The organism is Enterobacter sp. 301B (assembly GCF_003850715.1).
Taxonomy (GTDB): domain Bacteria; phylum Pseudomonadota; class Gammaproteobacteria; order Enterobacterales; family Enterobacteriaceae; genus Enterobacter; species Enterobacter intestinihominis.
Genome location: NZ_PQTC01000022.1, coordinates 1 through 25,506, shown reverse-complemented (window position 1 = coordinate 25,506; position 25,506 = coordinate 1). Strand labels below are relative to the sequence as shown.

Below are 25,506 nucleotides of genomic sequence, written 5' to 3'. Positions count from 1 at the left end.
TTTACAATGTAATTGTTTTTGTGCTTTACATTGTGTGTATGTTACAGGGTAACTTTTCAGGATGCGATTTTGCCTGGTGTGTTGTTGCGCCCGTAGCTCGCTGACGCTCACACGCGCAGTACAGCGCCCCGCCCTGCTGCAATGCACCAGGACGGCGTAAACTCGCTGGCGCTCGCGCTAACTGCGGCATTCTGCGGCGCAAATCAGCATGATCATGGCCTGTTGGTCCGTTGGGCTTTGCAGGGTGAAGGGATGGCCCTGTGCATCCTGGTATGTTCGTCAGCGGCTGCGCCGCGCTTCGGGGCGATGTGGCCCCGCTGCTCCCTGGTATTTCCTTTCGCCCCTTCTATCCGCTGACGCGGATTAAGAAATGAGCAAATCATCAAGTAAATTGCTGTTTTCAGGCAATAAATCTTGATGATACATCTAAATAGATGTATTATTATTTCATCGAAAGGGGATTGGCTCCTTTCCTTCTTAAGTCCAAACGGACAGGAGATTTAAAATGAAAACATTGACTTTTAATAACGGCACTGTTTCTGTTGGCGATGTGTTTGTATCTTCCTGGGGATATGAGCAAACGAACGTTAATTTCTACCAGGTTATTTCTGTTCATGGCAAAAAAACCGTAACTGTTCAGGAGATTCGCGCTTCAGTTCATCGGACTCATTCAATGAGCGGATATAAGACCCCATTACTTAATGATTTCTGTGGTGAGCCATTAAAACGGCGAGTGCGTGATTATTACAGTACGCCAGCAATTGAAATTGAGGAATTCGAAACAGCATATAAAGGATCACCGGAAGAAAAACACGAGTTCACATCATACTACTAAGAAAATAGTTGCAGGGGGTATCCCCTGCAACCATGTTAAAAATGTTAATAGTAGTAGTATTTACCCAGGGGGTTTTAGTATGAATGATGGGGTAAAACTCCGTCCTTCAGGGCGTGGAGAATGCCGGGCTAATGCAGCAATGTAATGTTGCGCCCGTAGCTCGCTGACGCTCACACACGCAGTACAGCGCCGCGCTTCGGGGCGATGTGGCCCCGCTGCTCCCTGGTATTTTCTTTCGCCCCTTCTATCCGCTGACGCGGATTAAGAAACGAGCAAATCATCAAGTAAATTGCTGTTTTCAGGAAATAAATCTTGATAGTACATCCAAATAGATGTATTATTGTTTCATCGAAAGGGGATTGGCTCCTTTCCTTCTTAAGTCCAAACGGACAGGAGATTTAAAATGAATATCCAGGAAGCATTAAACGTTTTTGGATTATCCGGCGAATTAACTGAAAAAGATATCAAAGCAGCATACAGAAAAGCCGCTTTAAAATATCATCCAGATCGTAACCCGTTAGGGGCTGAACTGATGAAAGCGGTAAATGCAGCTTTTGATGTCTTGATGGCAAATATTGATAAAATAAATCAGTTCCAGAGCGCTGATGAACATGCACGATATAATTACGGTGATGACCTGGAAAAAGTATTAAACGTTCTTTCTGGTTTATCTGGTCTGGTATTTGAAGTGATAGGTAACTGGGTATGGATTAGTGGAGAAACTATTACACATAAGGAAACTTTAAAAGAAATCGGGTGTAAATGGGCGGCAAAGAAAAAACAATGGTTTTATCGTCCAGACGAACATAAAAGTTACTGGAATCGTGAAGAACACACGATAGAAGAAATCCGCGCAAAATACGGTACAACCGGACAGCGCAGGGCGACAGGGTGGCAACGCGTGGAAACCAGAGCGTAACCAGAACGGGGGCGAGAAGCCCCCGATATCATACCAGCCCGTCTTTTGGGGCATCGAACCCAAAAAGACGGGAACAGCAGCCACGTAGCAAAAAGGGAAACAGATGAACTCTTTTTTTGAACAATATCACCCTGTCTTTGAAGTTGTCTGCCGTATCCTGGGGAACGGCTGGCGCGTGAACAAACTTGATGATTGTCCGTCTCGTATAAAACTGACGTCACCGCAGTTTAAAAATTACTCTGTGCATATTCGGATGGAAAAAGACCGATTTTCTGTTGTGGGGAGTGTGGATAGTCGTTCCTGGAGTAGTCCGTATCATGTTTGTACGTTATCCAGGAAGCGGAATCCCGTTGATATAGCAGCCAATATCGAGCGAAAAATTTTGCTAAATGCTTCGCAGGAGGTGTTACAGGCGATTGAGTATGAGAAACGCCAGGCGGCAAAAAAGGACGAAATTCTGATCCTGAAAGGTATGTTATCGCAACTTGTCCAGCTTGAAAGCTGGTATGGGGCATTGACAGGCTTTAAAGCTGAAAATGGATTGAACGGTAAAGTCACCGAGCAGGGCGAGCGTTATGATTTGCAGATTAGGGGTTTGAGTATAGATCAACTTGTTAAAATTACAGGATATTTGAAACAGTTATGAGAAAAAACAAAGGGCGATTGACTTATTATCTTGAAGTGATTGATAAAAAATACCATTTTGTAAAAAAAATAAGCAGTTATTCAAAGGAGTTCACTGACGGAAAAACAAAAAGAACAAAGAGAACGTTAAGTGAGCTGGTTTTTAATGAAAGTGAGGTCGAGGCAATAGACTTTACAAAAAATGGTTTAAGACCTGTTGATAAGAATATTCTCTTAACTATGGTGAAAGAATATAAGGAGAGTGATGCATGACTATTGAAAATACACCGGAAAACATAAAGAAATTACGTAAAAAAATTGGCCTTACCCAGACAGAGTGCGGTGAGATTTTTGGCGTAGGCTTAAGTACATGGCAGAAAAAAGAAGCTAAAACCCACAACCAGCTTAATTTATCGAAAGGTGAATTTGAGTACCTGTTATTACTTGCAGGGGAGCACCCTGAATACGTCCTGCATAAAAAAGCTGAATCCCGCTCACCGGAGGAACCGTGAGCGAGAAGAAAAACACCACGACGCAGAAATCTAAGATATACAGTGTAAAGGTTTATTTGTCTTTACATTGTAATTGTTCTTTGTCTTTACATAGTGTGTGTTTGTAACAGGGCGACTTTACATAATTGCGATTTTGCCTGGTGTGTTGTTGCGCCCGTAGCTCGCTGACGCTCACACGCGCAGTACACCGCCCCGCCCTGCTGCAATGCACCAGGACGGCGTGAACTCGCTGGCGCTCGCGCTAACTGCGGCATTCTGCGGCGCAAATCAGCATGATCATAGCCTGTTGGTCTGTTCTGGCTTTGCAGGGCGAAGGGATGGCCCTGTGCATCCTGGTATGTTCGTCAGCGGCTGCGCCGCGCTTCGGGGCGATGTGGCCCCGCTGCTCCCTGGTATTTTCTTTCGCCCCTTCTATCCGCTGACGCGGATTAAAAAATGAGCAAACCATCAAATAACTTGCTGTTTTCAGGCAACAAATCTTGATAATACATCTAAATAGATGTATTATTGTTTCATCGAAAGGGGATTGGCTCCTTTCCTTCTTAAGTCCAAACGGACAGGAGATTTAAAATGAAATTCACTTCAACCACGAATCATGTTTTCACATTCGAACGAGTAACGCTTTGCACGATTGTTCTTATTCATAAGGATACGGGACAACAGTATGTTGTCATATTTACGGATAACAATAAAATTCGTGACTATAAGACCGGAATTGTTTCTCAGTTTGGTGAACTTAAGCAGAGTGATATTGATTTAATTCTTTTCTATCGGGACGAATATGAAAAATATTTTGACTCGTTAAATAATGGCGAGGAGTATTTGAGTTTTAAAGAATATATCGGATGTATAAGGGGAAAATAAATTATGAAAGGTGTGATCAGGTTGCTGGAACAACCTGATCACGTTATCGACAATCAAAACTGAATGAGGTTTTTAAATGTCAACGCGGCAGATCGTACAGCTTGCTGACTCCCTTGTCAAAGGCTGGGAAACCAGAATTCCGGCAATGACGTGCACGGAGTGGGATCAATTCCGGTGGTGGTTAAACTACCTGCAAGGGTATGAAATGTTTTAAATAACCGGGATAAATTCATATATGGGGAGAGTGTCATGCTCTCCCTTTCTTATTGTGTAAGCGAGTTGTATTACATATTTAGCTTTACGTTGTAAAGATTTTGTTGTCTTTACAGTGTGGTGCGTTTTCCGGCGGTTGCGCTGCGCTTAGGGGTATGTGGCCTCGCTGCTCCCTGGTATTTTCTTTCACCCTCCTATTTGTCCGATGACTTTTGACAACAACGCTATTTGTAACTATAATTAGTTGCATGTTGGCAAGGGATGGGATTATAGCGTATGGGGAAAGCAGATAAGCTACTGGCAAAATTTTTAAACAGTAAAAAAACGTTTGAATGGGATGAACTCGTTGTTTTGTTTTCTTCTCTAGGATATGTCAAAAAGGAAATGCAGGGATCAAGAGTGCGATTTTTCAATGCTGAAATTAATCACACAATATTAATGCATCGCCCACATCCAGAAAGTTATATTAAAGGTGGAACGCTGAAAGCTATTAAACAGAACTTGAAAGAGGCTGGGGTTTTATGAAACATTTAAAATATAAAGGATATTTAGGTACGGTTGAGCCGGATTTTGAAAATAATATCCTGTATGGAAAGCTGGCATTTATTCGTGATCTGGTGACTTATGAGGCAGAAACATTGGCTGACCTGGAACGGGAATTTAAAACATCGGTTGATTTGTATTTACAGTCCTGTGTGGAGGACGGAAAGGAGCCTGACACGCCCTTTAAAGGTGTGTTTAACGTCAGGCTTGATCCAGAGCTGCATCGTCGGGTCGCTGAAATGGCGATGGAAGAAGATTTGTCGCTGAATGCCTTTGTCAATAAGGCACTGGAAAAAGAAGTCAGTCATCATCGCGCAGGGGCTTAATCGCCCCTTTTTGTTGCTCGCAGGCGTTGATGTTTCTTGGTATTACGGTGTAGTGTGTTGTATTTACAAACAATGCTTTACGGTGTATTACGATGCATACTCTTTAATTGCTTGCAATCTCTTTTCACGTTCGTTGCTTTGTTCAGCTTTTTTCAATTCACTGAATATGTACTCTTCATCTTTACCCGTGAGTTTTGAACCGGAGAGCAAGCGATTAACAACTTTACGTCGAATTGTGGGGAAATCTTTGGTTTGAGCGAGTATGGACAATATGCGGTCACTGCTAAGAATCTGGCCTTTCCCTGATTCTACATAATGTAGAAAAAATGCGATTGCTGACACGCCCAAAAGAATTGTAAGGACGGCTACACCATCAAGACGAAACGTTGATATAAAGGAATGCGCGACCACTCCAATAATTGCCAAGCAGAGACATAAATAAATGAAGACGTTTTTGTTGCGTTGTTTTTTTTGTGCGCGATCATGATCATCTATGATTGCCAGTATCTTTTCTGGGGTTGGTTGAGCCATTTTTTTTCCTTATCAGGGACACGGAGTGTTTAATTACATAGCTTTACATTGTAAAGCTATGTTTGTCTTTACGATGTAAATGATGAGATGTGCAGTTAAAAGTGTCAATCAGGTATCATATAGTAAAACACTATATGATTTTCTATGTATCACATGCATAGCGATAAAACTGGATAAATGATTTACACTGTAAAGATTGAACTGTCTTTACAGTGTGTTTCATAAGTCATACGAATGAAATAATTTGCTTTTGTGTGTATGCGTGTGTATAATTGTTTTCAGGTTAGGGAGGACATATGAAATCTGCTGACCTGTTGAAAGAACTGATAGCTGCTGGTTGCGAGTTGAAACGGCATAAGGCAAGCAGTCACCAGATATGGTGGTCGCCAATAACAGGAAAAACTTTTCCTGTTCCTCATCCTAAAAAGGACTTGCCGCTAGGTACTGTCAGATCGATCAAAAAAATGGCGGGGATTTAATCCCCGCCGACTTTGGAGGTAGCCATGTTCTTTTCTGTTGGTGTCGAAACACCGAAAGATGATCATACAGCATACGGTATCACCGTTCCGGTTTTTGATTGCTTTGATTTTGGATGTGTTTCTGCTGCTGATTCTCAGGCAGAAATACCCGCAATGGCGCGTGAAGCGATATTGGCAATCGTGGAAGAGATGGTAATAAGCGGTGCTCATTCTGTTGATGATATTCATGATGAAGGGTGTTTGACTTATTCCGCCAACCCAAATTATAACCACTGTGATAGCTGGTTTGTAATTGATGTTGATTTGTCAGAAATTGAGGGCAAACAACAACGTATTAATATTTCATTGCCTGATGTATTGATTCGTCGTATTGATGGATATGTGAGAGAAAGTGGTGGCGTATACAAAGATCGTAGCCATTTTCTGGCTCAGGCGGCACGTCATGAACTTGCATATAAATAAAACTATCCCCGCGTTGTGCGGGGATTTTTTTTGATAGCTAACCGCTCGCCGCAGTCCAGCGACCGAGCATAGCGAGCGAGCGACGAGGAAGCGGAAGATCCACCGTTGCCAGGAGAAAAGCAGGTACGCACTATGCGTTCTGCCCTAGTGATGCTTTCACAAACCACGCAGCCTGAACTATTACGCCATGAATCCAGCGCAAATCGGCATCACGATTTTCTTTTTTCATTTTTTCGCCACTTAAAGCCTTGCTTACGTGACTTTTTACCAGATTTTCGTGTAATTCTTTTGCTTCTTCAATTGTGAAACCACCAGGCAAATTTGGCGCTTCTGCTTCCAGCGATGCCAGTGCGATTTCATAAGCCCGACGCTCAATATTGTCTCGGACGTCCAGGCTGCCTATACGCTCTTTGATTTCTTTAATTAGTTCTTTGTCCTCGTCGGTAAAAGTGGTCATTAGGGACTCCTTTTCATATTTATGGTTTTCTTGAATCAATTTCGTCTAGTTTGAGTTTTATATTTTGCTGGTCTGATTTTGGTAATTTTCTCATGCTCTCTTCAGTTATTTTTTTCATATCAAGAAATGCTCTTGCATAGAAGCGCAGACTTGCCTCTTTTTCATGTTGTGCAACATACCAGGTTGCGCCAGAAAATGCCGCAGACAGGCATAATGTGCACAGGGCACAAATTGCAATGGCTGTTTTGATACTGAATGGTTTTGCTGATTTAGTTAGTATCTCTAGTTGTTTTTTATGGTCGGAAGCAATTTGGTCAAAATTTTGTTTGATTCCAGAAAAAGTATTTATTGCTTGTTTGGTTATCTCGCTCTGACACTCATTAGATATTTGTCTTATATCGCTTTTTGCAATATTAATATCTTTATTAATATCAATGCTGCTTTGTATTATTTTATTTACTTTGTCTGACAGAACGGCATCCAGACGAGCAGGTGTCTCGTCTATAGCGTTGATAATTAAGTTTGCTGTTTTTTCGATCTGTTTTTCTAAAGCAATATAATCTTCAAGAAGATCGTTTATTTTTTGATCTTTAAACTCTTCAGAGATACTACGAGACATTGTTTTTCTCCAATTTTATGACCGGGTACATCCCGGTCATATTGTATCAGACGAGATTGAGGTTTTTAAAGGCAACATCAAGATCGCTGTTGAATCCATTCATCAACATTTTTACTGCTCTTAAATTTGACAAATCTTGCCGCTCTTCCTTTGAAGAAGCTGAACGAATTAATGAACGAAAATCACGATTGTCATTATAGACATCATCATACTGTAGGCCGCTTTTATTTAAAATATTGAAAATGTTGTTATGGTAAACAACAACAGGATTTTCACCTACAATTTCTTTACATACGTCGTCAGCTAAGAAAACTGAATATTGTTTGTTAATAGGGGTGTCCTTTTCAGCAAGATTGAAAATTACTTTAAAACGATCCTGTTCAACACCCATAGCCATTAGTGTTGTAATGGTTTGAATTGAGTCTATTTGTTGTTTTGCTTCTCGCACAACAGGAACGATGAAATAATCAATAAGGTCATGACTTCCCTGATATTCATTCATCTGTACAAGGAATTGCTCAATATTTGATGAGCCTACGTCAATGATGGTGCATTCACTATCATCAATACGTTTGATAATTTCGTCAAACTCCTTTGCTGATAATTTCTCGTCATTTGTACCATCAGTGTTTAATGTTTCTACTTTTATAATTTCTGACCCCTCCAGACGAGGTTTCAATAAAGTTTGGCAAATGGTCGATTTCCCTACGTTTCCGCTATTATTTACAATTGCTAGTTTTAAGTACATTTTTCTTACCTTTTATTTCGTATATAATTTCCAAGAGTATTGCTAACTTGTACAAAGTTAGCACAATTCCAAGATTTTATTGTTTCTATAGATACATTGTTATCTATAGCTTGTTGAGCTATCTTTGCATTGTTGAAGCAAACTGGCAAATATGCATTAAGTATATCATTATCTTGCTTCGTTTTTCTGTTTTTGTCCTCAATGGTTATTGCTTTTTGATACGTTTTCTCTTTATTTGAAAGAAGATGAGAAACGTCTTTTTTCTCGGCCCTTTCTTTTCGTATGCGATGTAATATGTTTTCAAACGTCTTTAACGTTAGATCAAAACCTTCATCATTAAGAGCATTAACAATATCAATGTTTCTTATGCCTTGTTGCTGCGCTTCTTCTATTTCAGCAAAACGCTCTCTTATTCTTCCAGTTTTACTTCGCTTGACCTTCTGAGCTAAGAGCGAACCAAGTAGTTTATTTTCTCCATTGTTCATTTGTCAGTCTCCAGGACAGTGAAATCATGATGAGCAATTCTATCATGAACGTCAAGCAATTTTTGCTATGTATATGCTATGCGTTTGCTATGTATATGCTATGTCATTGGTTTTTATGGTGTGTTTTTGCTATGTATTAGCTATGTTTATGGTGTGCATTTGATGTGTGAATGCTATGGAATCAAATAATTTTCTAAAACACAGGCACGATACCGATTGTACACAAGACCGTTCCGGTCATGTTACAATCGTGTGCCAAAGGGGGATGCCCCTTTGAAACCCCGAACGACGCAGCCGTTCTTATGCGGTTCTACGAACCTTGAGGACATATGAAGAAAAAAACCAACAAAAACGTTCATGTAACATTCAGACTTACCGAAGAAGAATATGCTCCGTTCGATAGGGCTATAAAAGAGCTTAATATTAGTAAGTCTGAATTTTTCAGGCTGCTTACTATTGGTAAAATAAACACATATGCATCTGATAAACGTAACATACCAGAATACAAACGTTGTCTTTCTCAGTTGAGTTGGGCAGGAAACAACATAAATCAAATAGCGCACCGATTAAATTCAGATCATTTAAAAGGTATTATATCAGAATCGCTTTATAAAAAGGTTTTAAATGGACTAATCGGTATTCGTGATCGCCTTCAGGAGATAGCTAAATGATTGTCAGATACGGTGGTGGTAATGATGGTATCGTTGATTATCTGATAAATGGTCGCAAAGCAGAACGCCAGTACACGCGTGATGAACTTGATCATCGTGTTGTTCTTGATGGTGATTTACAGACTACAGATAAGATTATTGATTCTATTGAAAACAAAAGTCAGGAACGTTATTTGCACATTACTCTGTCTTTTCATGAAAGTCATGTGTCGAATGAAGTGTTAAAGGCTGTTGTTGATGATTATAAAAAATTATTGATGAATGCTTATCATCCTGATGAATACTCTTTTTATGCGGAAGCTCATTTGCCTAAAATTCGTCATATCCAGGATAATAGCACTGGTGAACTTGTTGAAAGAAAACCACATATTCATATTGTAATTCCTAAAGTAAATTTGATTACTGAAAAGTTCCTGAATCCAGTGGGAGATGTTACCAAAGGGCATACAATTGAACAGCTTGATGCTATACAGGAATTTATTAATAATAAATATAATCTTGATAGCCCTAAAGACTATCCGCGTAAAGATGCGGATTACGGAAAAATTATAAGTAGAGTTAAGGGGGATCTTTACAAAGAGCATCACTCTGAATTGAAAGGTGAGTTGCTTTCGCGTATAGAGAACGAGAAAATTGAAAATTACTCTGTATTCAAAGATATTGTTGCAGAGTATGGTGAACTTCGTATAAGAAATGCTGGTAAAACCAATGAGTATCTGGCTGTAAAATTGCCTGGAGATAAAAAATACATAAACTTAAAAAGTCCTCTTTTTCGTCAGAATTACATTGAGACAAGGACATTAACACTTGAGAAACCAACACACAAAGAGATAGAAAAGAGACTTAATACCTGGTTAAATAAAACAAGCCAAGAGATTAAGCATATTTTTAACCAGGCGGAGAAAACAAGGGAACTTTACAAGACATTAAGCCCTTCACAACAAATTGATTTCCTGCAAGAGAGGATAAAAGAATATGACTCAAGAGAAAAACTTAACGAAAGAAATTCTCAGCAAACGTCAGGACGAGCGGGAGGTTACAAGTCGTGTCCTAAAAAGTTTGCCAGAATCCGTCAATCTGAAGCAACAGTCGGATTGTCACGTATGCCCCAACGCGGTATGGTTTACGGAATCAATGGATTCACAAGACCCGACTCTGTCAGTGTATTGTCAGATATTTCGCAGCGTGATCTGGCAGAGCAATTATCGCAAAGAGAACATCCTGGTCAGGATGTGCGACGGGATTATGATAGACAATTCACAGAGTCAGGAATAAAAAGTCTTGAACGCTCTTCTTTTTTGTGTGAAACGATGTTTCAGACTCTGAATGAGGCGGCAGAGAAAAACGAAATTGCAACGATGGCAGAAATTCGCAGAAATATTGATCCTGTCAGGTTTCTGTCTTCTGCCGCCGAGCGTTTTAATATTATTCCAGCGCAGCATAAAATCAGAACAGCAAAGGACGGTTCCCCCCGGTTTTCTGTGGGGAATCGTAATATGAACGCATCTGATTTTCTGACAAAGCATATTAATCTTGCCTGGAAAGATGCGAAATCCTTTCTGCTTGAAGTTTATTCACAGCAGTTAGAAAACACGCCATATACGCGCTATCCAACCTACAGACGCCTTACGCATCATGAAGCCCGTGAGCGTCTTAACTCACTGAATTTATCGGAAAAAACATTACGAAATACTATCAGGTTTGAGCGTGGCAAGCTGTATAATGATCTGCGAGAGATGAGACGCGAGTTGAAGTTAATACCACGTGAACAGCGTGATATTGCCGTGGGTGTGATTGTTTACAAAAAACTAACCACACTTGAGCGTCTTTCTGAACTCGACACAGAGGGGCGACACATAATTCGTCAATATCATGCTGACTGGCATAAGGATAAAGATGAAATGAAAGCCCTTGAACGTCTCAAAAGCTATCTCAACTTCGATGAAATCAACGCCATTTCTGCTGACGAACCCGAACTTTCGCTTCAGAAAGCGGTGGATTCCCAGCGCCGCTTAGAAGAGGCGAAAAAGGTTAACTCCAAACTAAAAGATCTTGTGATGGATAAGCAGGATTCCAGGATTGTTTATCGCGATCAGGAATCGGAAAAGCCTGTCTTTACCGACAAAGGGAACTTTGTCGTTGCGGGTAAAAATCCTTCAAAAGAAGAGATCGGAATAATGCTTGAGTATTCCAGGGAAAAGTTTGGTGGTGTACTCAAACTTACCGGCTCTGAAGATTTCAAAAAAATGTGCGCTGAAGTTGCCGCAGAGCAGGACATGAAGATTATTTTACGCCCGGAGCAGTATCAACAGATGATGCTGGAATTAAAAGCAGAACTTCAGGGTAATAAGTTTGAGCAGGTGGAAACACAGGAAAATAGCCAGGAGTCCGAATCCAGAATAGAGAAAGGTGATGCATTGAAGGAACAGGCCACCGAACAGGAACAGGCTACAGAGCAGGCACAGGCTACAGAGCAGGCACAGGCTACAGAACAGGCACAGGCTACAGAGCAGGCACAGGCTACAGAGCAGGAACAGGCCACCGAACAGGAACAGGTCACCGAACAGGAACAGGCTACCGAACAGGAACAGGCTACCGAACAGGCACAGGCCACAGAGCAGGCACAGGCCACAGAGCAAGCACAGGTCGCAGCGCAGGCCACATCTTCATATGATCCTGGTGTTATTACCAGGGCAAACACCCTGGATTCACAGATGCTTAGTAAAGGCACAAATGGTGAATTTGGCTATTTGAAATCTCTGGATAGCGATGAAAATGAGATTTGGGAAGTGCTGGGACATGTACCTGGAGACAGCGATGATATTTTTGACGTTGCCAGTTTTGATAATGAAAACGACGCAAAAGAATTTTGCAAAATTGTGAATGAGTTAGGTATTGACAGAACACAGGCTCTGATTCAGGAGCAGCTTACTACTCAACACGATCAGGCTACTGCGCAGGTGCATAATAAACAGGAAATTTATTGTATAAACTTTAGTCGCTTCCATGATTTGAATGAAGGTATCGTCTTTCATTCTAAAGATGCGGCTATTCAGTGTTATGAGGAAAGCAAATCTTCTGCAATAGAAAAATATGAAAGCAATTATTTAAATGGTGATGGTTTTGATACTGTTGTGCTTATGTCTAAAACTGTCTCAACCGATGAATTATCCTCTTATCCAGAGGGGGCATTAGTAACGTTTGATAGGCCATTTGAAATAATTGCCAATTCATATGAAGAATACCGTACTCTAGTGTATGCGGTTTCTTTTTCGAAGGATGAGTTTAGTGAAGATATTAAGACTTTTGAGTCATTGCACGACGCATCTGAATATAAAAATAAGATGCTTCAGGAGCACGGGCTTAACCAGGATGATATCTTAATCACACCTGTAACAAGAGAAGAAATCGCCTTTAAAGGAATTAAGGACGCTGTTAATGACGCTAATATGGCAGTGATGGAACAGGCGGGGGATTCGTCCAGAGAATCACCAGAAGAGATACTCGCCAGTATTTCAGCTAACGAGCATATGATCTCCGGGCTTGAAAACTTCCTGGTTAAAGACCGTTCTCAGTTCAGTTCCTGCAATGGGGATATCGTTGTGGAGGCGGAAATTACCAGGGGGGAAGGTGGTCTTTATCACCTTGCGGTCGCTGGTAAGCATGGCTTAGAGCGTGGTGATGCAGTTGCCAGAGTGGATGTTACGGAGCAGCAATTTGCCGCGATCACTGGAAAAACACCTTCTGAAGTTTTAACGGGGGACCAAACATCGGCTCGTGTTCCGGTAATTACAGGTATCCATTTCAGTACAAGGGCTATTGAAAATGTGAATAAACTGGAACAACAGAAGGATTATGTCTATTTCTCAACACATGAAGGCCTGAATGCTGAAATAAAAGATTTCAGCTCTCTCAAGGATGCTATTGAGTGGGGCCGGGTTGAATGCGAGCTACATGATCTCAATAAGCGCGATACTGTCATTTATCGCGTCGAGTCTGAACATATTTCTCAGGGGATTGACGCTGTAATGAAAAATGCTGAACGCGTGGAGCGTCATGAAATTGAGAAAGCACAGGGACGGGATTGCACGCCGGAAGACGGCAAGATTCTTGAGGCAATTGATCGCTTTGAGGACAAGTTCAGAGGGGAAGGACTGAAGTTCGAAAGGGAGAAGGCCGAATCCGATTTGCTTAATCACGGATTCACTCGTGAAATGGCAGAAGATGCTCTTGGAAAACAATTTGTCCAGGCCAGAGAAGAACATCTGGAATTGCAGCAACAGCGTGACAATTCACAGGACATGCACTAATTAAGAAAAAAGCCCGGTTTTCGGGCTTTTTAAGATACAAATTATAAATACTCTCAAGTGTATATTCAGTATGGGATTGCGCAATGATTGCCTAATAAAATTTCTGAAATATTTCTGTATCGCATAATTTTTTATATCAGATAAATTGTACTGGATTTCTTAAAAAATTGCAGTATAATTGCCGCAATTATCCCAGCGTTTATTTTTTGAGTAGTTTCTCATGATGCAGCATACTTCTGTGTGGTACCGACGCTCGGTCAGTCCGTTTGTTCTTGTGGCGAGTGTTGCCGTTTTCTTGACCGCGACCGCCAATCTTACCTTTTTTGATAAAATCAGCCAAACCTATCCCATCGCGGACAATCTCGGCTTTGTGCTGACGATCGCTGTCGTGCTCTTTGGCGCGATGCTACTGATCACCACGCTGTTATCATCGTATCGCTATGTGCTAAAGCCTGTGTTGATTTTGCTATTAATCATGGGCGCGGTGACCAGTTATTTTACTGACACTTATGGCACGGTCTATGATACGACCATGCTCCAAAATGCCCTACAGACCGACCAAGCCGAGACCAAGGATCTATTAAACGCAGCGTTTATCATGCGTATCATTGGTTTGGGTGTGCTACCAAGTTTGCTTGTGGCTTTTGTTAAGGTGGATTATCCGACTTGGGGCAAGGGTTTGATGCGCCGATTGGGCTTGATCGTGGCAAGTCTTGCGCTGATTTTACTGCCTGTGGTGGCGTTCAGCAGTCATTATGCCAGTTTCTTTCGCGTGCATAAGCCGCTGCGTAGCTATGTCAATCCGATCATGCCAATCTACTCGGTGGGTAAGCTTGCCAGTATTGAGTATAAAAAAGCCAGTGCGCCAAAAGATACCATTTATCACGCCAAAGACGCGGTACAAGCAACCAAGCCTGATATGCGTAAGCCACGCCTAGTGGTGTTCGTCGTCGGTGAGACGGCACGCGCCGATCATGTCAGCTTCAATGGCTATGAGCGCGATACTTTCCCACAGCTTGCCAAGATCGATGGCGTGACCAATTTTAGCAATGTCACATCGTGCGGCACATCGACGGCGTATTCTGTGCCGTGTATGTTCAGCTATCTGGGCGCGGATGAGTATGATGTCGATACCGCCAAATACCAAGAAAATGTGCTGGATACGCTGGATCGCTTGGGCGTAAGTATCTTGTGGCGTGATAATAATTCGGACTCAAAAGGCGTGATGGATAAGCTGCCAAAAGCGCAATTTGCCGATTATAAATCCGCGACCAACAACGCCATCTGCAACACCAATCCTTATAACGAATGCCGCGATGTCGGTATGCTCGTTGGCTTAGATGACTTTGTCGCTGCCAATAACGGCAAAGATATGCTGATCATGCTGCACCAAATGGGCAATCACGGGCCTGCGTATTTTAAGCGATATGATGAAAAGTTTGCCAAATTCACGCCAGTGTGTGAAGGTAATGAGCTTGCCAAGTGCGAACATCAGTCCTTGATCAATGCTTATGACAATGCCTTGCTTGCCACCGATGATTTCATCGCTCAAAGTATCCAGTGGCTGCAGACGCACAGCAATGCCTATGATGTCTCAATGCTGTATGTCAGCGATCATGGCGAAAGTCTGGGTGAGAACGGTGTCTATCTACATGGTATGCCAAATGCCTTTGCACCAAAAGAACAGCGCAGTGTGCCTGCATTTTTCTGGACGGATAAGCAAACTGGCATCACGCCAATGGCAACCGATACCGTCCTGACCCATGACGCGATCACGCCGACATTATTAAAGCTGTTTGATGTCACCGCGGACAAAGTCAAAGACCGCACCGCATTCATCCGCTGATTTCTCCCTGTATTTTTTCCAAACCCACCGCACACTCCATTCGTATTATGGGCGGTGGGGTGGGGTTTGTTATGCCGTATTTATCAAATAAACGCCTACTTGCTGAGATGAGTATCGCTCTTGTCATGGCGATCGTTGCCACGCTGACCCTTGAGCACAGTCAGATTGATCTGATGGTCGCTGATTGGTTTTATCTGGGTATGGGGCATTGGATGGTTGCCAAGCAAGCTTTTTTGCCAGATTTGCTACTGTATTCTGGACTAAAAAAGCTGCTGATGGCGATGCTGATCTACTTGCTGGTTGCGACCATTTGCCGTGCTTATCATGAGAAAAAGGGCAATGCTATCACTGCCAAGTGGCTTGTCCCAGTGACAAAATTTCGCGTGCGTGAGCTTGCGTATCTGGTGCTGACTTTGATCCTAGTGCCGACAGTTGTCGCGTCATTGAAGGCATATACTCATGTGGTCTGCCCTGTGCATTTGACGATTTTTGATGGTACGCTGCCGTATTTGCCGATGCTTGATAGTATGCGTAACACCATTCCTGATAAGTGCTTTCCTGCGGCGCATGCCAGTAGCGAATTTGCGCTGTTTGCCTTTGCGTTTGCGCCAAGTTTGCGCCGCCGTCGTGGTGCGATCATCATCGTGGTGATGGCATTGGGCTGGGCGATGGGCTGCTATAAGATGATTATTGGCGATCATTTTTTGAGCCATACGGTGGTGTCGATGATGCTTGCGTGGGCGATGTCGGCAGGGCTTGCGTGGGTGTTTTTTAAGAAGGGTGAACAATTCAAGGAAAAAAAATCAACCCCAAACAGAAATAACAGCTACAAAAATGGACAGTAATAATGCAATAAAAGTAATGTTGAGCCATATGTTGGACGAGTCTTTTAAGACTAATGAGGCTGTTAATGCCATTGTAATGAAACTAATGATAATAATGGCTGCAAATAAATATTGTACAATGTTTTTTATTGTACTTGGTTGCTCCCCAATTCTTTCTCTGTAATTTGCATCAACATTAGATATCCATTGAAGTAATAGAGCAATAAAACAGCCTACTCCGCAAACGGTGAATTGCACAGACGTCGGGTTTGAATCAAACAACGAGATCGCTAAGTTATATAAGTATACCGCGCCTGAAATCACCCCGACAACTAAAATAGAGATGAGTATAATCCGAAGAACTAATGTATTGCTTTCCTTTAAGGAATATATTAAAGCCGCTTTTTCGTATTCTTTCATGATTTAATCCAGTCTATAAGTATAAGAACCAACAAAACTGTCCAGGATTCATTTTCTGTGAGCATATGAAATCCCATCCAGAGTGATGATACTGGCAGAAACACGCCCACAGCCGGAATTATTAGTCTGGCGGAGAATATCCTTATCAGGAGTATCAATAGTGATAAGAACAGAAAAAGAGTGATCATGTGGAAAAACATTCACATCACCTATAACACTATTAAGATAGCCTGCCAGATATCCATTTCAGACAGGCTATATACAGGGTTCAATTCATTCTATGAAAGGTGTATAGGGATTGCTGATGTTTGTGTCGATCAAAAATCTAATATTAATAGATGAGAACTAATATACATATTTCCAGACGGATGGGGGGATTTTATCGTAGAGTTTATTCATTGTGAGTTCTGCAAGCCTGTGATCGGCGGCGGCATTAAACGACTCAAGCTCAGAAGGAGGGAGGCTGTTTTGGTTTTTTTCAATAATCTTTTCAAGTGTGTCGAGTGTTGAGCAACGTCTTAACTGAAAGAGCCAGTCTTGTTTTGTTTTCATTGTACAATTCCTGAAGAACATCCTTGTCCTATAGTAGCTACAACGATGTTTGATTTCTACTGCTGGATTTATTTCTTACTTTTTTGTGTAAACTCAAATCCCAGTTTCCCGGTTGCTTTGTCAACCAGTTTTACTTTTGCTGAAAATTCTTTGTTTGTTTTTTGACTAATGAAACCTTTCAATTCACTTGTAACTCCTTTTGTTATTAACGTTTCAATTTGTTTATCGGTTAATGATTTGCCGCAGAAATCTTTCCATATCTTAAATTCACATCCTGTACAGGAATAGCTTTTTGGCCTGATAACAATCTGTTTACCACAGGAAGGACAAGGAGAGGACAGGCGTTGTGACTGACCAGACGGCGCGCTGGGGGAAACTTTTATTTCAGCACTGTTCGCATTACTGATCATCGGTATCAGATCATTGTACAGTTCGTCAACGAACTGTTCGATGGTCATTTCTCCGTTTTCAATGAGTGTCTGTTTTTCCGCCCATAATGCCGTCATATCTGGATTAACAGCTATATCCGGCAGAGCATCAATAAGCGCATACCCGGTATCTGTCGGAATAAGTTTTCCTTTTTCCAGGGTGATATAGTTCCGTTTTTTCAGTGTTTCCAATATGGAAGCCCGCGTAGCTGGCGTACCAATACCGCCATGTTCGTCTTTTTTATCCCGATCTTTATCCTTCAGTAACTTTTTAATCACTGGATCAGTGACAAAATCTGCGACACGAACAAGCGCGGCAAGTAAAGTGGCTTCGGTGAATAATGGCGGTGGCGTTGTTTTCTTCTCATTCACAACCACTTCTTTTGTCGTCACTGTTTCTCCTGTGCGAATTTTACAGAGCAGATCAAAAGCGGAATCATCATTTTCGGCTTCTGATTCCTCATCCCCGGTATTTTCCTCACCAAGAAACGCTTCAAATCCGCTGTCTGTTGTTTTCCTGGCACGGGCATAAAACGACTCATCACCACACTGAATGGCAACGGATACTTCCTGGTATGTTTTTTCAGGCATGAACTGAACAAGATAGTGTTGTGCGATTGCCAGGTAAACATTGCGCTCGTCACTGCTCAGCGCGTTTACATCCGGTACGTTAACGGTCGGGATTATCGCCGTATGCGCAGTCACTTTCGCACTGTTAAACGCCTTGCTTTTACGTGTCGAATCAACGTCCAGTGGCTGATCGAATACTGACTTCAGGGCATCGAGAACCTGTGGTGCTTCGCTGAATTGTTCATCAGAAAGATATGAGCAATCTGAACGGTTGTAAGTAATTGCTTTGTATTTTTCACGTAGCTGCTGTGTGATATCCAGCGTTTGTTGTGCCGTCATTTTGAACTTCTTGTTCATGTACTGCTGAAGCCGGACCAGGTTAAAGGGCAATGGCGCAGCCGTTTTTTTATCGTCTGTTGCTGCTGCTTCAACTGTCGCTGGTTTTCCTGCAAGGGAAGCCGCTGCTCCATTCGCCCACGCCTTATCAAGTAATTTACGGTCTGTCAGTGGTGCGAACTCACCAGGTTTCCAGTTCGCCCTGATAACATCAACGCCGCGTTGAAAATGCCCGGTCATGGTGTAGTAGAAACTGGATTTATGATTCTTGTTGGCACGGGTGCGATTTACTATCAGGCCAAGAATAGGCGTCTGAACACGCCCGACCGAAAGTGTCCCTTTATAGCCTTTAGCCCGTGCCGGGATCGTATAAGCACGCGTCATGGATAAACCGTATATCGCGTCGGCTACAGAACGCGCCAGAGCCTTGAGATAGAGTCCTCTGAAGTCACGGTTATTTTTGGGATTTGCCAGTGCCTTTTTCACTGCCGGAAGGGTGTTGTCGTTGATCAGAACGCGCTTAACGGGTTTTGTGTTGCCTGCATATTCCAGGACCTCATCGACAAGTAGCTGTCCTTCGTCATCTGGATCGCCAGCATGAATAATTTCGGTCACATCGGCACGCCTGATAAGCTCAATAATCGTTTTAACTTGTTTTGCGGCGCTTTCTACTGGCTGGTATTTTACGGGATAAAGACGCAAAGGGAGTGTTTCAATCTTCCACTCTTTGTATTCAGGATTATAGTTTTCGGGGGGCTGTGATTCGATAATATGACCAAAACAGTTAGTCACAATAGTATTATCACTTTCAAACCAGCCATCATGACGGGTAAAATTGCCACCAAGCGCCTTAACAATATCATTCGCTACTGCGGGTTTTTCTGCGATAAAAAGTTTCATTTTGTTATCCTTTACATTGAATTAATCTTTTGGCACAACGGATAGCACGTTCTTCTGATACTGCCTGTTGCCAGTTATCTTCACTTACTGGATGTCTGAATCTGCGTTCACAGCCATTAAAAGCAAAAATCCCCTCACGGTTAAGTATATTAGTTGCAATATCCTGGTCTTTAATTCTCAAAAAGGCTGTTACGGCAAAACCAGAATACGAAGAAATTTTTGAAATGATGCATTCATCAGCTTTTATTAACGCGGCAAAAGGAACTATCTTTTGATGACCACACGAAATCAGAGGGAGTGTGTGAATATCATAATAAGCTATTGAATGACAATCCATGCGGGTATCATCAATAGCTGCCAGCCAGAATCCTGTCTGGTCTTTTATTTTTCTGCTAATATCTGAATCTGAAACACCAGGATTTAATAAATATCCACCATAACAGACATGGAAGGGGTGAGCAGATTCATCAATATCAGGAAGTTCTTTTACCGGATTTTCTTTCCAGTCCTTCAGAACACCGAATTCAAGAGCATCCAGCAAAAACTTTCGTTCAAATCCATCAAGCAATGCATATTGCATGTTAAACCTCTCAAAGAAGCTCTGATTTGTTGACCTCATGGTGAACCAGTTCACCATTGCGTAAGACAAACAGGTAAGAAAACTTTCTTTCCTTATCTTTCAGTCAGTTTTTGTATTCAGAAAGAATAAACACCCAGTCATCGGTGCTGTAATGAGATGCGATGACTCATTATCTTTTTAGTGATGAGTTGATTATTTTTAAAATATGCCTGCCTTTAATTAGCATGTTTCTGGAAACAGCCTGATTACGAATACCTCTCATCTGGTCAAACTGATAGGTTAAATCATGTTCTTTTCGTGAAAGTCCAAGAGTGGCTCTTTCATTATCCATCAGGACTGAAATTGCAATATATTCTCCAGATGCACACCAGTCTGCATAACTGGCAACGCAATGTTCCATCTCCTGACCTTCCTGACACAGAGCATCAAATGTAATTAATTCATTTACACCGTTATCAACTTTCTGCCAGTTTATCCCAGTTCCTTTCCATTTTGGGATTACGGGAATAACGTTATTCTTCACTTGTCGCGTCCATTCATCAGATAGTCTCCAGAAAGAAGGCCACTCCTGGTTTTTATGAATTAACCGTTCTTCTGCTAACAACCAGTCAATTGCATGACACAACTGATTCGTTTCCATTTCCCAGCGTGATGTTTGCCTGGATTCAGTATTACGGTCATAAAAGCCAATGTTTTTAAATAAATCACGATGATATTCTAGCCATTTTGAGCATATACGATAAATATCATTTTCTTTTTCTGAGTAAGCTCGAATGCTAATATAATCGATAATCCAGTAAATTGCTCTCACAGGATAGTTCTTGATAAGTGGATGGCGTAATAATCTGACTGTAAATCTGAATGATGCATTATCATGTTTATCATTTAAAGCATATACTAATGACAAACTAACATGTCGTAAACTTCTGAACTCACCATAACTAAGTTTGCAGGGAAAACTGATTTTTTCATATAACTCTTTTGTCTTTCCAGATAGTATAAACTGACCATTTTTATGTTGTTGTCTTAGACGACCAACCATAGGCCACAATCCGAAAAAATCCATATCATTCACAATATGGATTCGCTTTGAAAAATCCAGATAGTCCTCAAATAATGCCTGACGAATTGAATTGTAAGCTATCGAACAATGTGAAGCTCTGGCATATTGTGCAAATATCTTTTTATCTACCATTATCCATATAGCTTTACTCAATGCTTTTGAAGCATTAAATTCATTATCCACCCCTATAATTTTTAATGCTCTCTGATAAATTTTGTTTTTTATCTCTGCGAGTAAAATATGTCTGCTGATATATCGTGTATTATAGGGGTAGTTGAATGATGCTATTTTACCAAGGCAATGAACAATGTCATGTATTCCATACTCATATGAGTAATATACATTGGATGGATATAGTGTGGAAATATAACGACTCTCACTGTTTTCCTCTTCCTCTCCAATGCGTAACAAATAGAGTTTGTCTTCAATTGAATATCCAGCCTCAATCAATGATTTGATGATGTAGCTAATCGCATATTTTAACCAGTCGTCCATGTCGTATGCAGATTTTTTAGACCAGAATAAAAAAATCTTACCAGGAAATGAATTTCTTCTGGTCCATACCCCAGTGTGCTTATCTCTTAGCTTGTATCCCCACAAAGTGATTTTGTTATTCTTTTTGTTTTTTCTAATACGAAAAACGCCACAAATGATAATGGAGATGTACTTTTCATTCTCCTCTGTTTTTACAAGACGAAGCCCCCCTGTATTTTGATAGATTTTAAAAACATCATGCAACGTAAGAATATTATTGTCCCTTGTCTGTTGATTAATTACATACATGCCGCCCCCTGTTAAAAAGAAGCCTTTAATATTGCACAAAGATAAAAAGACAGAATCATGGCAAACCAAAAGAAGAATGCATTTTCTTGCCCCCTTAATTTCTGATACGCCATTCCCACGGTGGAACCGGATTTGCATCGGCCCACAAACCACGTTTTTGTTCCTGCGCTTCCCGTTGCAGAGCCGGTAATGACTCATCCACGTTGTAACGTTCATATACCCATGCAGCGCCAGACTGAACCATAAAGCGGCTGGCATCCGTGCCGTTCGTCGTGAACACATGACCGATAATGCGTCCGTAGCGGTCTTTATGTGAATAAGAGACTGTCACCTGTTTACCTGCAACCAGAGTTTTAAGCTGACTAGTTGACCAGCGTCCAAAAGGTTGTTTCTTTTCAGGGGCATCGATGTTTATCAATCGGACTCGGATCGGAACTTCATACACAACAATTTTTGCGGGTAGTGTTTTAATTTCTATGGTGTCGCCATCGAGAACGCGAATAACTTTCCCCTGAAGAATTTTCTGGTTAAATGTATAAGGTATTCCACCTGCATTTGCAGACTGAAAAGCGGTAAGCAGATAAATAAATATTGTTAATAAGATTTTCATAAAAGATTAACGTTAATTTGTCTGTGCAATGGATAGAGCGTTATTCTTATTTTCTTCCTGCCGCTTCATCGAAAAATGATGATTTTCCTACTGCTGCGGCATCATACTGAAATGAATATCCAAAATCATCGTCATGCTCAAAACCTGTATTTTCTCCATTTTTTAGTCTGGAAAGAATAATCTCAAGTTGACTGATTATATCTTCCCTTTCACTATGACGAGTGCCTTGTAAGAGAATAGTTACTTGTTGCAAAGGATATGCATGTTCAATCCATGCCTGGCTAGGTCCAGAGTGCGTTGTATATAAATTTTTTTGTGCCGAAATATTATTCAGAAAACAGTTTAAGTCATCATTGGAATAAATTTCTTTAATATTGTTGATGTTGGATGTTAGTTTTCCAAGTTGGAATGGTGGAGAATTTTTGTCTTCATTGTTGTCTCCTTTATCGTATTCTGGAAACACAATTAACAAAGGTGCACCATTAGTTCTCTTCATAAAACGGGTTACTAGCCGCCCAATATATTTATTGGACATATGCTGTTCAATGTCCAGGACAGCATATTCCTCCGCTGGGAACATTTTGTTTTTTTCGATGGATTTAATTTTTCTGGTAAGATGAATGTTTCTGATAAGCAAACCTACTATCAGGAAGTAAATAAATATCCAGAATAAAAAATCACTCTGTAGTTGTTCTATCATAAGTGAATCCTCTAATTTGTTAATGGACAAATCATTACCCGTTCATCAATGTTTGTAGGAAGTTCGCCAGGAGTAGGGACGCGTTCTCCTCGCTGGGCGGCTTGTGCCAGTGTTCGTAGCAGCAACACGCTGGCATGAAATATGGCCTGTTCTTTTGTGGCTGCGCTTGTTTCCAGGTCGAAATCACTCAGAGTCACAACGACTTGCCCGTTTCTGTTCTCGACCGTTGCCGGGTAGGGAACAAAATAGGGAGCGATTTTGCTGGTTTGCTTGCGTCGGGCATCGAGTTTACTGACAAGTTGATAAGCCCGAAGGTGTGTGTATCGTTTCAACATGTTCAGGGAGCGATGGCCTGAAATAGCGGCAACCTCAATGACGTTCAATGTACCAAGTTCGAAAAATCGGCTGATAGCCTCATGACGGAGGTCATGAAAATGCAAGTTTTCTATCTTCAGTTCCTGAAGTGCTGTTCGCCAGGCACTTTTGAATCCCGAAGAGGTATAAGAAAAAATATTACCGTTAAGCTGTGTCGGCAGCATTTGCAGGTAATTACGGGCTTTCCTGGATAGCGGAACATCGCGTGGAGCACCGTTTTTGGTTGTTGGAAGATGAGCTACCCCATGTTGCAGATCGACGTGTTCCCAACGCAATGACAAGATTTCACCTTGTCGCATTGCTGTTTCCAGCGCCAGATGAAAAATGACGTAAAGAGCCTGATTTTTTTCTTTGAAATACCGCGAAAGTCGGCGTTCTTCTCCTGAAGTCAGGCGACGATCGCGCCCGCTACTGATTTTGGGTTTTCTGACCAGTTCGACAGGATTCATGCGGCATGTTCCCCATTCCACACGGGCGATATTGAATAATGATGACAACAGGGCAAGTTCAAGACGGACGGTGTTTCCGGTTATTTGACGCCCCGTTCGTGGGTTAATTTGCGCCAACCGTTGATCCCGATAATTGGCAATATCAACAGTGGTAATGTCATCCATATAGCGTTCAGCAATAGGGTGACGTTTAATCACATTTACGCGATAAAACTCCTGTAGATGGCCTTTTTTGTGGATGGATACTGTCTTCAGGTATTTGTCCAGCGCCCGGCTGATTGTCATTTTGCGAATTTTGATTTTCTGAAACATATCCCCTCCAGACAAAAAAGGGGGGAAGGTAGAGATTCTTGCTTCGAAATGCAATATCACCGTGCCAATCCGGTCGGTGGTCTGGTGGCAATAAAGTGAACTACTCCGCCTGTAAGTGGTATCAATCATCTGTAGCAATGAATCACTTCATTGGCGGGAAAAGTGGAGGATCTATCTACTACAAACCCATTCAATGCCCGACCGGATTTATCATGACAGGTACACGCATGTATGGCATTGGTGATGGCGTTGATGAGGAACACGTTGATGCTTATTGTTGCCCCTTCGGTTAAATCCCAGCACCAGGAAGATTCAGGCATGTAACAGTAATTGTGCCGCCGGACTCATAATTTCCCCACGCATAATTATTCACATACCAAACCTTGTTTTGGTCGGAGTATACCTGCTGAAACCCACCAAAAGGCGCACCATTAAGGTATGTCCACGAACAGTACGCATGTACGCCAATGCTCAGATTTCGGGTGTTTTTCCCGATATTGTACGTACTGGTAGTGAAGTTCACTTTTGCCGTTGTCCAGATACCGGATTGGCACGGAGGCCAGTGCCAATCCGGTACGTGGAAAAAAATTGGCGCAGGTGATAGCCAAATTGTTACCGCTTCAGCTACTGCGTGGCGTTGGCCTGGAGCAACGGCAACATGTCCATCTGGCAAGAAAGTCATTGGTGGAGGCGGTCAATGCAGATCAAATACCGGATTTATATGGCTCACACGTTCCATGCCTTCAGGCAACAATGCATGGACTGCCAGTTGCGACACGACCGAAGATCAAAATGGTTCAATTACAGTTTACGCCATTTGCCAGTGACGATACTTATCACTGGCAAACCACGATGTAACTACATTTCCCCGACAGGTCAGTTCGGTGAGTACCGCCATAAAAGTTGTATTCGTCATAGAAGCCGCATTTCACAATTCGATTGGCATCATAGGTTGCAACTGACCCCGCAAAATAATTCGGCTTCCACCCGTGCGGATTTTCTGCATTACTGACACTCCAGGTACACTGGCTGGCAGAAAAACCAGATGGCAATGGGATCTGTTGTCCATTTGCTATTTTTCCTGTCAGAACAGTGCTACCTGATGCCCTTCTCCACGTACCGGATTGGCACGGAGGCCAGTGCCAATCCGGTGTGTGGAG

The 25,506-nt window shown here is 41.8% G+C and carries 25 protein-coding genes and 2 pseudogenes; 14 read left to right on the top strand and 13 right to left on the bottom strand.

The window, feature by feature from the left end:
• Positions 1–505: 505 nt before the first annotated feature.
• The 8 genes from C3451_RS19705 to C3451_RS19670 all read left to right on the top strand — a co-directional run bounded on the left by C3451_RS19705 (position 506) and on the right by C3451_RS19670 (position 4,836).
• Positions 506–835, top strand: coding sequence for a hypothetical protein (locus tag C3451_RS19705; RefSeq protein WP_000855119.1), 330 nt, complete (start codon positions 506–508; stop codon positions 833–835).
• 403 nt (positions 836–1,238) lie between these two features.
• Positions 1,239–1,754 carry a J domain-containing protein gene (locus C3451_RS19700; protein WP_001025393.1) on the top strand — a complete coding sequence of 172 codons (516 nt, stop codon included), beginning with the start codon at positions 1,239–1,241 and terminating at the stop codon, positions 1,752–1,754.
• 103 nt (positions 1,755–1,857) lie between these two features.
• Positions 1,858–2,400, top strand: coding sequence for a hypothetical protein (locus C3451_RS19695; RefSeq protein ID WP_001083904.1), 543 nt, complete (start codon positions 1,858–1,860; stop codon positions 2,398–2,400).
• Positions 2,397–2,651: a hypothetical protein gene (locus C3451_RS19690; protein ID WP_001230709.1), complete on the top strand. Its 255-nt coding sequence runs from the start codon at positions 2,397–2,399 to the stop codon at positions 2,649–2,651. Before C3451_RS19695 ends, C3451_RS19690 begins: the two co-directional genes overlap by 4 nt.
• Positions 2,648–2,890, top strand: a complete 243-nt coding sequence (locus tag C3451_RS19685) for a hypothetical protein (protein WP_000151456.1) — start codon at positions 2,648–2,650, stop codon at positions 2,888–2,890. The genes C3451_RS19690 and C3451_RS19685 overlap by 4 nt, the downstream gene beginning before the upstream one ends.
• 570 nt (positions 2,891–3,460) lie before the next feature.
• Positions 3,461–3,754, top strand: a complete 294-nt coding sequence (locus C3451_RS19680; RefSeq protein WP_000673428.1) for a hypothetical protein — start codon at positions 3,461–3,463, stop codon at positions 3,752–3,754.
• Between the two features lie 489 nt (positions 3,755–4,243).
• Complete coding sequence (locus C3451_RS19675; RefSeq protein WP_000513532.1) at positions 4,244–4,492, top strand: type II toxin-antitoxin system HicA family toxin; 249 nt, start codon at positions 4,244–4,246, stop codon at positions 4,490–4,492.
• Positions 4,489–4,836, top strand: a complete 348-nt coding sequence (locus C3451_RS19670) for a type II toxin-antitoxin system HicB family antitoxin (RefSeq protein ID WP_000681609.1) — start codon at positions 4,489–4,491, stop codon at positions 4,834–4,836. Before C3451_RS19675 ends, C3451_RS19670 begins: the two co-directional genes overlap by 4 nt.
• Before the next feature lie 87 nt (positions 4,837–4,923).
• Here C3451_RS19670 and C3451_RS24620 read toward each other — a convergent pair whose 3' ends face one another.
• Positions 4,924–5,367 carry a hypothetical protein gene (locus C3451_RS24620; protein ID WP_240034220.1) on the bottom strand — a complete coding sequence of 148 codons (444 nt, stop codon included), beginning with the start codon at positions 5,365–5,367 and terminating at the stop codon, positions 4,924–4,926.
• 296 nt (positions 5,368–5,663) lie between these two features.
• Between C3451_RS24620 and C3451_RS19660 the strand changes: the two genes are divergently transcribed.
• Both C3451_RS19660 and C3451_RS19655 read left to right on the top strand, forming a co-directional pair.
• Positions 5,664–5,846 (top strand): type II toxin-antitoxin system HicA family toxin, encoded by a 183-nt coding sequence (locus tag C3451_RS19660; RefSeq protein WP_000833470.1) that lies wholly within the window; start codon positions 5,664–5,666, stop codon positions 5,844–5,846.
• 24 nt (positions 5,847–5,870) lie between these two features.
• Positions 5,871–6,308, top strand: a complete 438-nt coding sequence (locus C3451_RS19655; RefSeq protein ID WP_000466318.1) for a type II toxin-antitoxin system HicB family antitoxin — start codon at positions 5,871–5,873, stop codon at positions 6,306–6,308.
• Positions 6,309–6,441: 133 nt separating this feature from the next.
• Here C3451_RS19655 and C3451_RS24615 read toward each other — a convergent pair.
• From C3451_RS24615 to C3451_RS19635, 4 genes and pseudogenes are all read right to left on the bottom strand, one after another.
• Positions 6,442–6,627 (bottom strand): annotated as a pseudogene (locus tag C3451_RS24615) (hypothetical protein); the annotation flags it as partial.
• Between the two features lie 157 nt (positions 6,628–6,784).
• On the bottom strand, positions 6,785–7,384 hold the full coding sequence (locus C3451_RS19645) for a hypothetical protein (RefSeq protein WP_000091423.1): 600 nt from the start codon (positions 7,382–7,384) through the stop codon (positions 6,785–6,787).
• 46 nt (positions 7,385–7,430) lie between these two features.
• On the bottom strand, positions 7,431–8,132 hold the full coding sequence (stbB, locus tag C3451_RS19640) for a StbB family protein (RefSeq protein WP_000280995.1): 702 nt from the start codon (positions 8,130–8,132) through the stop codon (positions 7,431–7,433).
• A gap of 5 nt (positions 8,133–8,137) precedes the next feature.
• Positions 8,138–8,617 carry a hypothetical protein gene (locus tag C3451_RS19635; RefSeq protein ID WP_001058980.1) on the bottom strand — a complete coding sequence of 160 codons (480 nt, stop codon included), beginning with the start codon at positions 8,615–8,617 and terminating at the stop codon, positions 8,138–8,140.
• Positions 8,618–8,946: 329 nt separating this feature from the next.
• Between C3451_RS19635 and mobC the strand changes: the two genes are divergently transcribed.
• The 4 genes from mobC (at position 8,947) to C3451_RS19615 (ending at position 16,289) form a co-directional block, all read left to right on the top strand.
• Positions 8,947–9,288 (top strand): plasmid mobilization relaxosome protein MobC, encoded by a 342-nt coding sequence (gene mobC / locus C3451_RS19630; RefSeq protein WP_000730722.1) that lies wholly within the window; start codon positions 8,947–8,949, stop codon positions 9,286–9,288.
• Positions 9,285–13,598: an LPD7 domain-containing protein gene (locus C3451_RS19625; protein ID WP_124304386.1), complete on the top strand. Its 4,314-nt coding sequence runs from the start codon at positions 9,285–9,287 to the stop codon at positions 13,596–13,598. The genes mobC and C3451_RS19625 overlap by 4 nt, the downstream gene beginning before the upstream one ends.
• A 220-nt stretch (positions 13,599–13,818) precedes the next feature.
• Positions 13,819–15,444 carry a phosphoethanolamine--lipid A transferase MCR-1.1 gene (locus C3451_RS19620; RefSeq protein ID WP_049589868.1) on the top strand — a complete coding sequence of 542 codons (1,626 nt, stop codon included), beginning with the start codon at positions 13,819–13,821 and terminating at the stop codon, positions 15,442–15,444.
• A gap of 71 nt (positions 15,445–15,515) precedes the next feature.
• Positions 15,516–16,289: a PAP2 family protein gene (locus tag C3451_RS19615; RefSeq protein ID WP_192894890.1), complete on the top strand. Its 774-nt coding sequence runs from the start codon at positions 15,516–15,518 to the stop codon at positions 16,287–16,289.
• Here C3451_RS19615 and C3451_RS24350 read toward each other — a convergent pair.
• The 8 genes and pseudogenes from C3451_RS24350 to C3451_RS19575 all read right to left on the bottom strand — a co-directional run bounded on the left by C3451_RS24350 (position 16,248) and on the right by C3451_RS19575 (position 24,346).
• Entirely contained in the window at positions 16,248–16,688 is a 441-nt protein-coding gene (locus tag C3451_RS24350; RefSeq protein WP_000666084.1) for a hypothetical protein, read from the bottom strand. The genes C3451_RS19615 and C3451_RS24350 overlap by 42 nt on opposite strands.
• Positions 16,689–17,033: 345 nt before the next feature.
• Positions 17,034–17,240, bottom strand: coding sequence for a hemolysin expression modulator Hha (hha, locus tag C3451_RS19605; RefSeq protein WP_000850854.1), 207 nt, complete (start codon positions 17,238–17,240; stop codon positions 17,034–17,036).
• A 68-nt stretch (positions 17,241–17,308) separates the two neighbouring features.
• Positions 17,309–19,474 carry a type IA DNA topoisomerase gene (locus C3451_RS19600; RefSeq protein WP_063078686.1) on the bottom strand — a complete coding sequence of 722 codons (2,166 nt, stop codon included), beginning with the start codon at positions 19,472–19,474 and terminating at the stop codon, positions 17,309–17,311.
• A gap of 4 nt (positions 19,475–19,478) precedes the next feature.
• Positions 19,479–20,054 (bottom strand): hypothetical protein, encoded by a 576-nt coding sequence (locus C3451_RS19595; protein ID WP_001303470.1) that lies wholly within the window; start codon positions 20,052–20,054, stop codon positions 19,479–19,481.
• Positions 20,055–20,223: 169 nt separating this feature from the next.
• A complete protein-coding gene (locus C3451_RS19590) occupies positions 20,224–21,900 on the bottom strand; it encodes a PcfJ domain-containing protein (RefSeq protein WP_000289347.1) in 1,677 nt (558 codons plus the stop codon).
• A gap of 94 nt (positions 21,901–21,994) precedes the next feature.
• Positions 21,995–22,527: pseudogene (locus C3451_RS19585) on the bottom strand (thermonuclease family protein).
• A gap of 29 nt (positions 22,528–22,556) precedes the next feature.
• Complete coding sequence (locus C3451_RS19580) at positions 22,557–23,210, bottom strand: hypothetical protein (RefSeq protein ID WP_170855322.1); 654 nt, start codon at positions 23,208–23,210, stop codon at positions 22,557–22,559.
• Positions 23,211–23,221: 11 nt separating this feature from the next.
• Positions 23,222–24,346 carry a site-specific integrase gene (locus C3451_RS19575; protein WP_000486716.1) on the bottom strand — a complete coding sequence of 375 codons (1,125 nt, stop codon included), beginning with the start codon at positions 24,344–24,346 and terminating at the stop codon, positions 23,222–23,224.
• Between the last annotated feature and the right edge of the window lie 1,160 nt (positions 24,347–25,506).

Bases quoted from the DNA above. Each gene is read 5' to 3' on its own strand.
- C3451_RS19690 (WP_001230709.1), top strand. From the start codon at position 2,397: ATGAGAAAAAACAAAGGGCGATTGACTTATTATCTTGAAGTGATTGAT.
- C3451_RS19575 (WP_000486716.1), bottom strand. From the start codon at position 24,346: ATGTTTCAGAAAATCAAAATTCGCAAAATGACAATCAGCCGGGCGCTG.
- C3451_RS19580 (WP_170855322.1), bottom strand. From the start codon at position 23,210: ATGATAGAACAACTACAGAGTGATTTTTTATTCTGGATATTTATTTAC.
- stbB (WP_000280995.1), bottom strand. From the start codon at position 8,132: ATGTACTTAAAACTAGCAATTGTAAATAATAGCGGAAACGTAGGGAAA.
- C3451_RS19705 (WP_000855119.1), top strand. From the start codon at position 506: ATGAAAACATTGACTTTTAATAACGGCACTGTTTCTGTTGGCGATGTG.
- C3451_RS19680 (WP_000673428.1), top strand. From the start codon at position 3,461: ATGAAATTCACTTCAACCACGAATCATGTTTTCACATTCGAACGAGTA.
- mobC (WP_000730722.1), top strand. From the start codon at position 8,947: ATGAAGAAAAAAACCAACAAAAACGTTCATGTAACATTCAGACTTACC.
- C3451_RS19660 (WP_000833470.1), top strand. From the start codon at position 5,664: ATGAAATCTGCTGACCTGTTGAAAGAACTGATAGCTGCTGGTTGCGAG.
- C3451_RS24350 (WP_000666084.1), bottom strand. From the start codon at position 16,688: ATGAAAGAATACGAAAAAGCGGCTTTAATATATTCCTTAAAGGAAAGC.
- C3451_RS19685 (WP_000151456.1), top strand. From the start codon at position 2,648: ATGACTATTGAAAATACACCGGAAAACATAAAGAAATTACGTAAAAAA.
- hha (WP_000850854.1), bottom strand. From the start codon at position 17,240: ATGAAAACAAAACAAGACTGGCTCTTTCAGTTAAGACGTTGCTCAACA.
- C3451_RS19635 (WP_001058980.1), bottom strand. From the start codon at position 8,617: ATGAACAATGGAGAAAATAAACTACTTGGTTCGCTCTTAGCTCAGAAG.
- C3451_RS24620 (WP_240034220.1), bottom strand. From the start codon at position 5,367: ATGGCTCAACCAACCCCAGAAAAGATACTGGCAATCATAGATGATCAT.
- C3451_RS19615 (WP_192894890.1), top strand. From the start codon at position 15,516: ATGCCGTATTTATCAAATAAACGCCTACTTGCTGAGATGAGTATCGCT.
- C3451_RS19700 (WP_001025393.1), top strand. From the start codon at position 1,239: ATGAATATCCAGGAAGCATTAAACGTTTTTGGATTATCCGGCGAATTA.
- C3451_RS19600 (WP_063078686.1), bottom strand. From the start codon at position 19,474: ATGAAACTTTTTATCGCAGAAAAACCCGCAGTAGCGAATGATATTGTT.
- C3451_RS19595 (WP_001303470.1), bottom strand. From the start codon at position 20,054: ATGCAATATGCATTGCTTGATGGATTTGAACGAAAGTTTTTGCTGGAT.
- C3451_RS19645 (WP_000091423.1), bottom strand. From the start codon at position 7,384: ATGTCTCGTAGTATCTCTGAAGAGTTTAAAGATCAAAAAATAAACGAT.
- C3451_RS19620 (WP_049589868.1), top strand. From the start codon at position 13,819: ATGATGCAGCATACTTCTGTGTGGTACCGACGCTCGGTCAGTCCGTTT.
- C3451_RS19675 (WP_000513532.1), top strand. From the start codon at position 4,244: ATGGGGAAAGCAGATAAGCTACTGGCAAAATTTTTAAACAGTAAAAAA.
- C3451_RS19655 (WP_000466318.1), top strand. From the start codon at position 5,871: ATGTTCTTTTCTGTTGGTGTCGAAACACCGAAAGATGATCATACAGCA.
- C3451_RS19625 (WP_124304386.1), top strand. From the start codon at position 9,285: ATGATTGTCAGATACGGTGGTGGTAATGATGGTATCGTTGATTATCTG.
- C3451_RS19670 (WP_000681609.1), top strand. From the start codon at position 4,489: ATGAAACATTTAAAATATAAAGGATATTTAGGTACGGTTGAGCCGGAT.
- C3451_RS19590 (WP_000289347.1), bottom strand. From the start codon at position 21,900: ATGTATGTAATTAATCAACAGACAAGGGACAATAATATTCTTACGTTG.
- C3451_RS19695 (WP_001083904.1), top strand. From the start codon at position 1,858: ATGAACTCTTTTTTTGAACAATATCACCCTGTCTTTGAAGTTGTCTGC.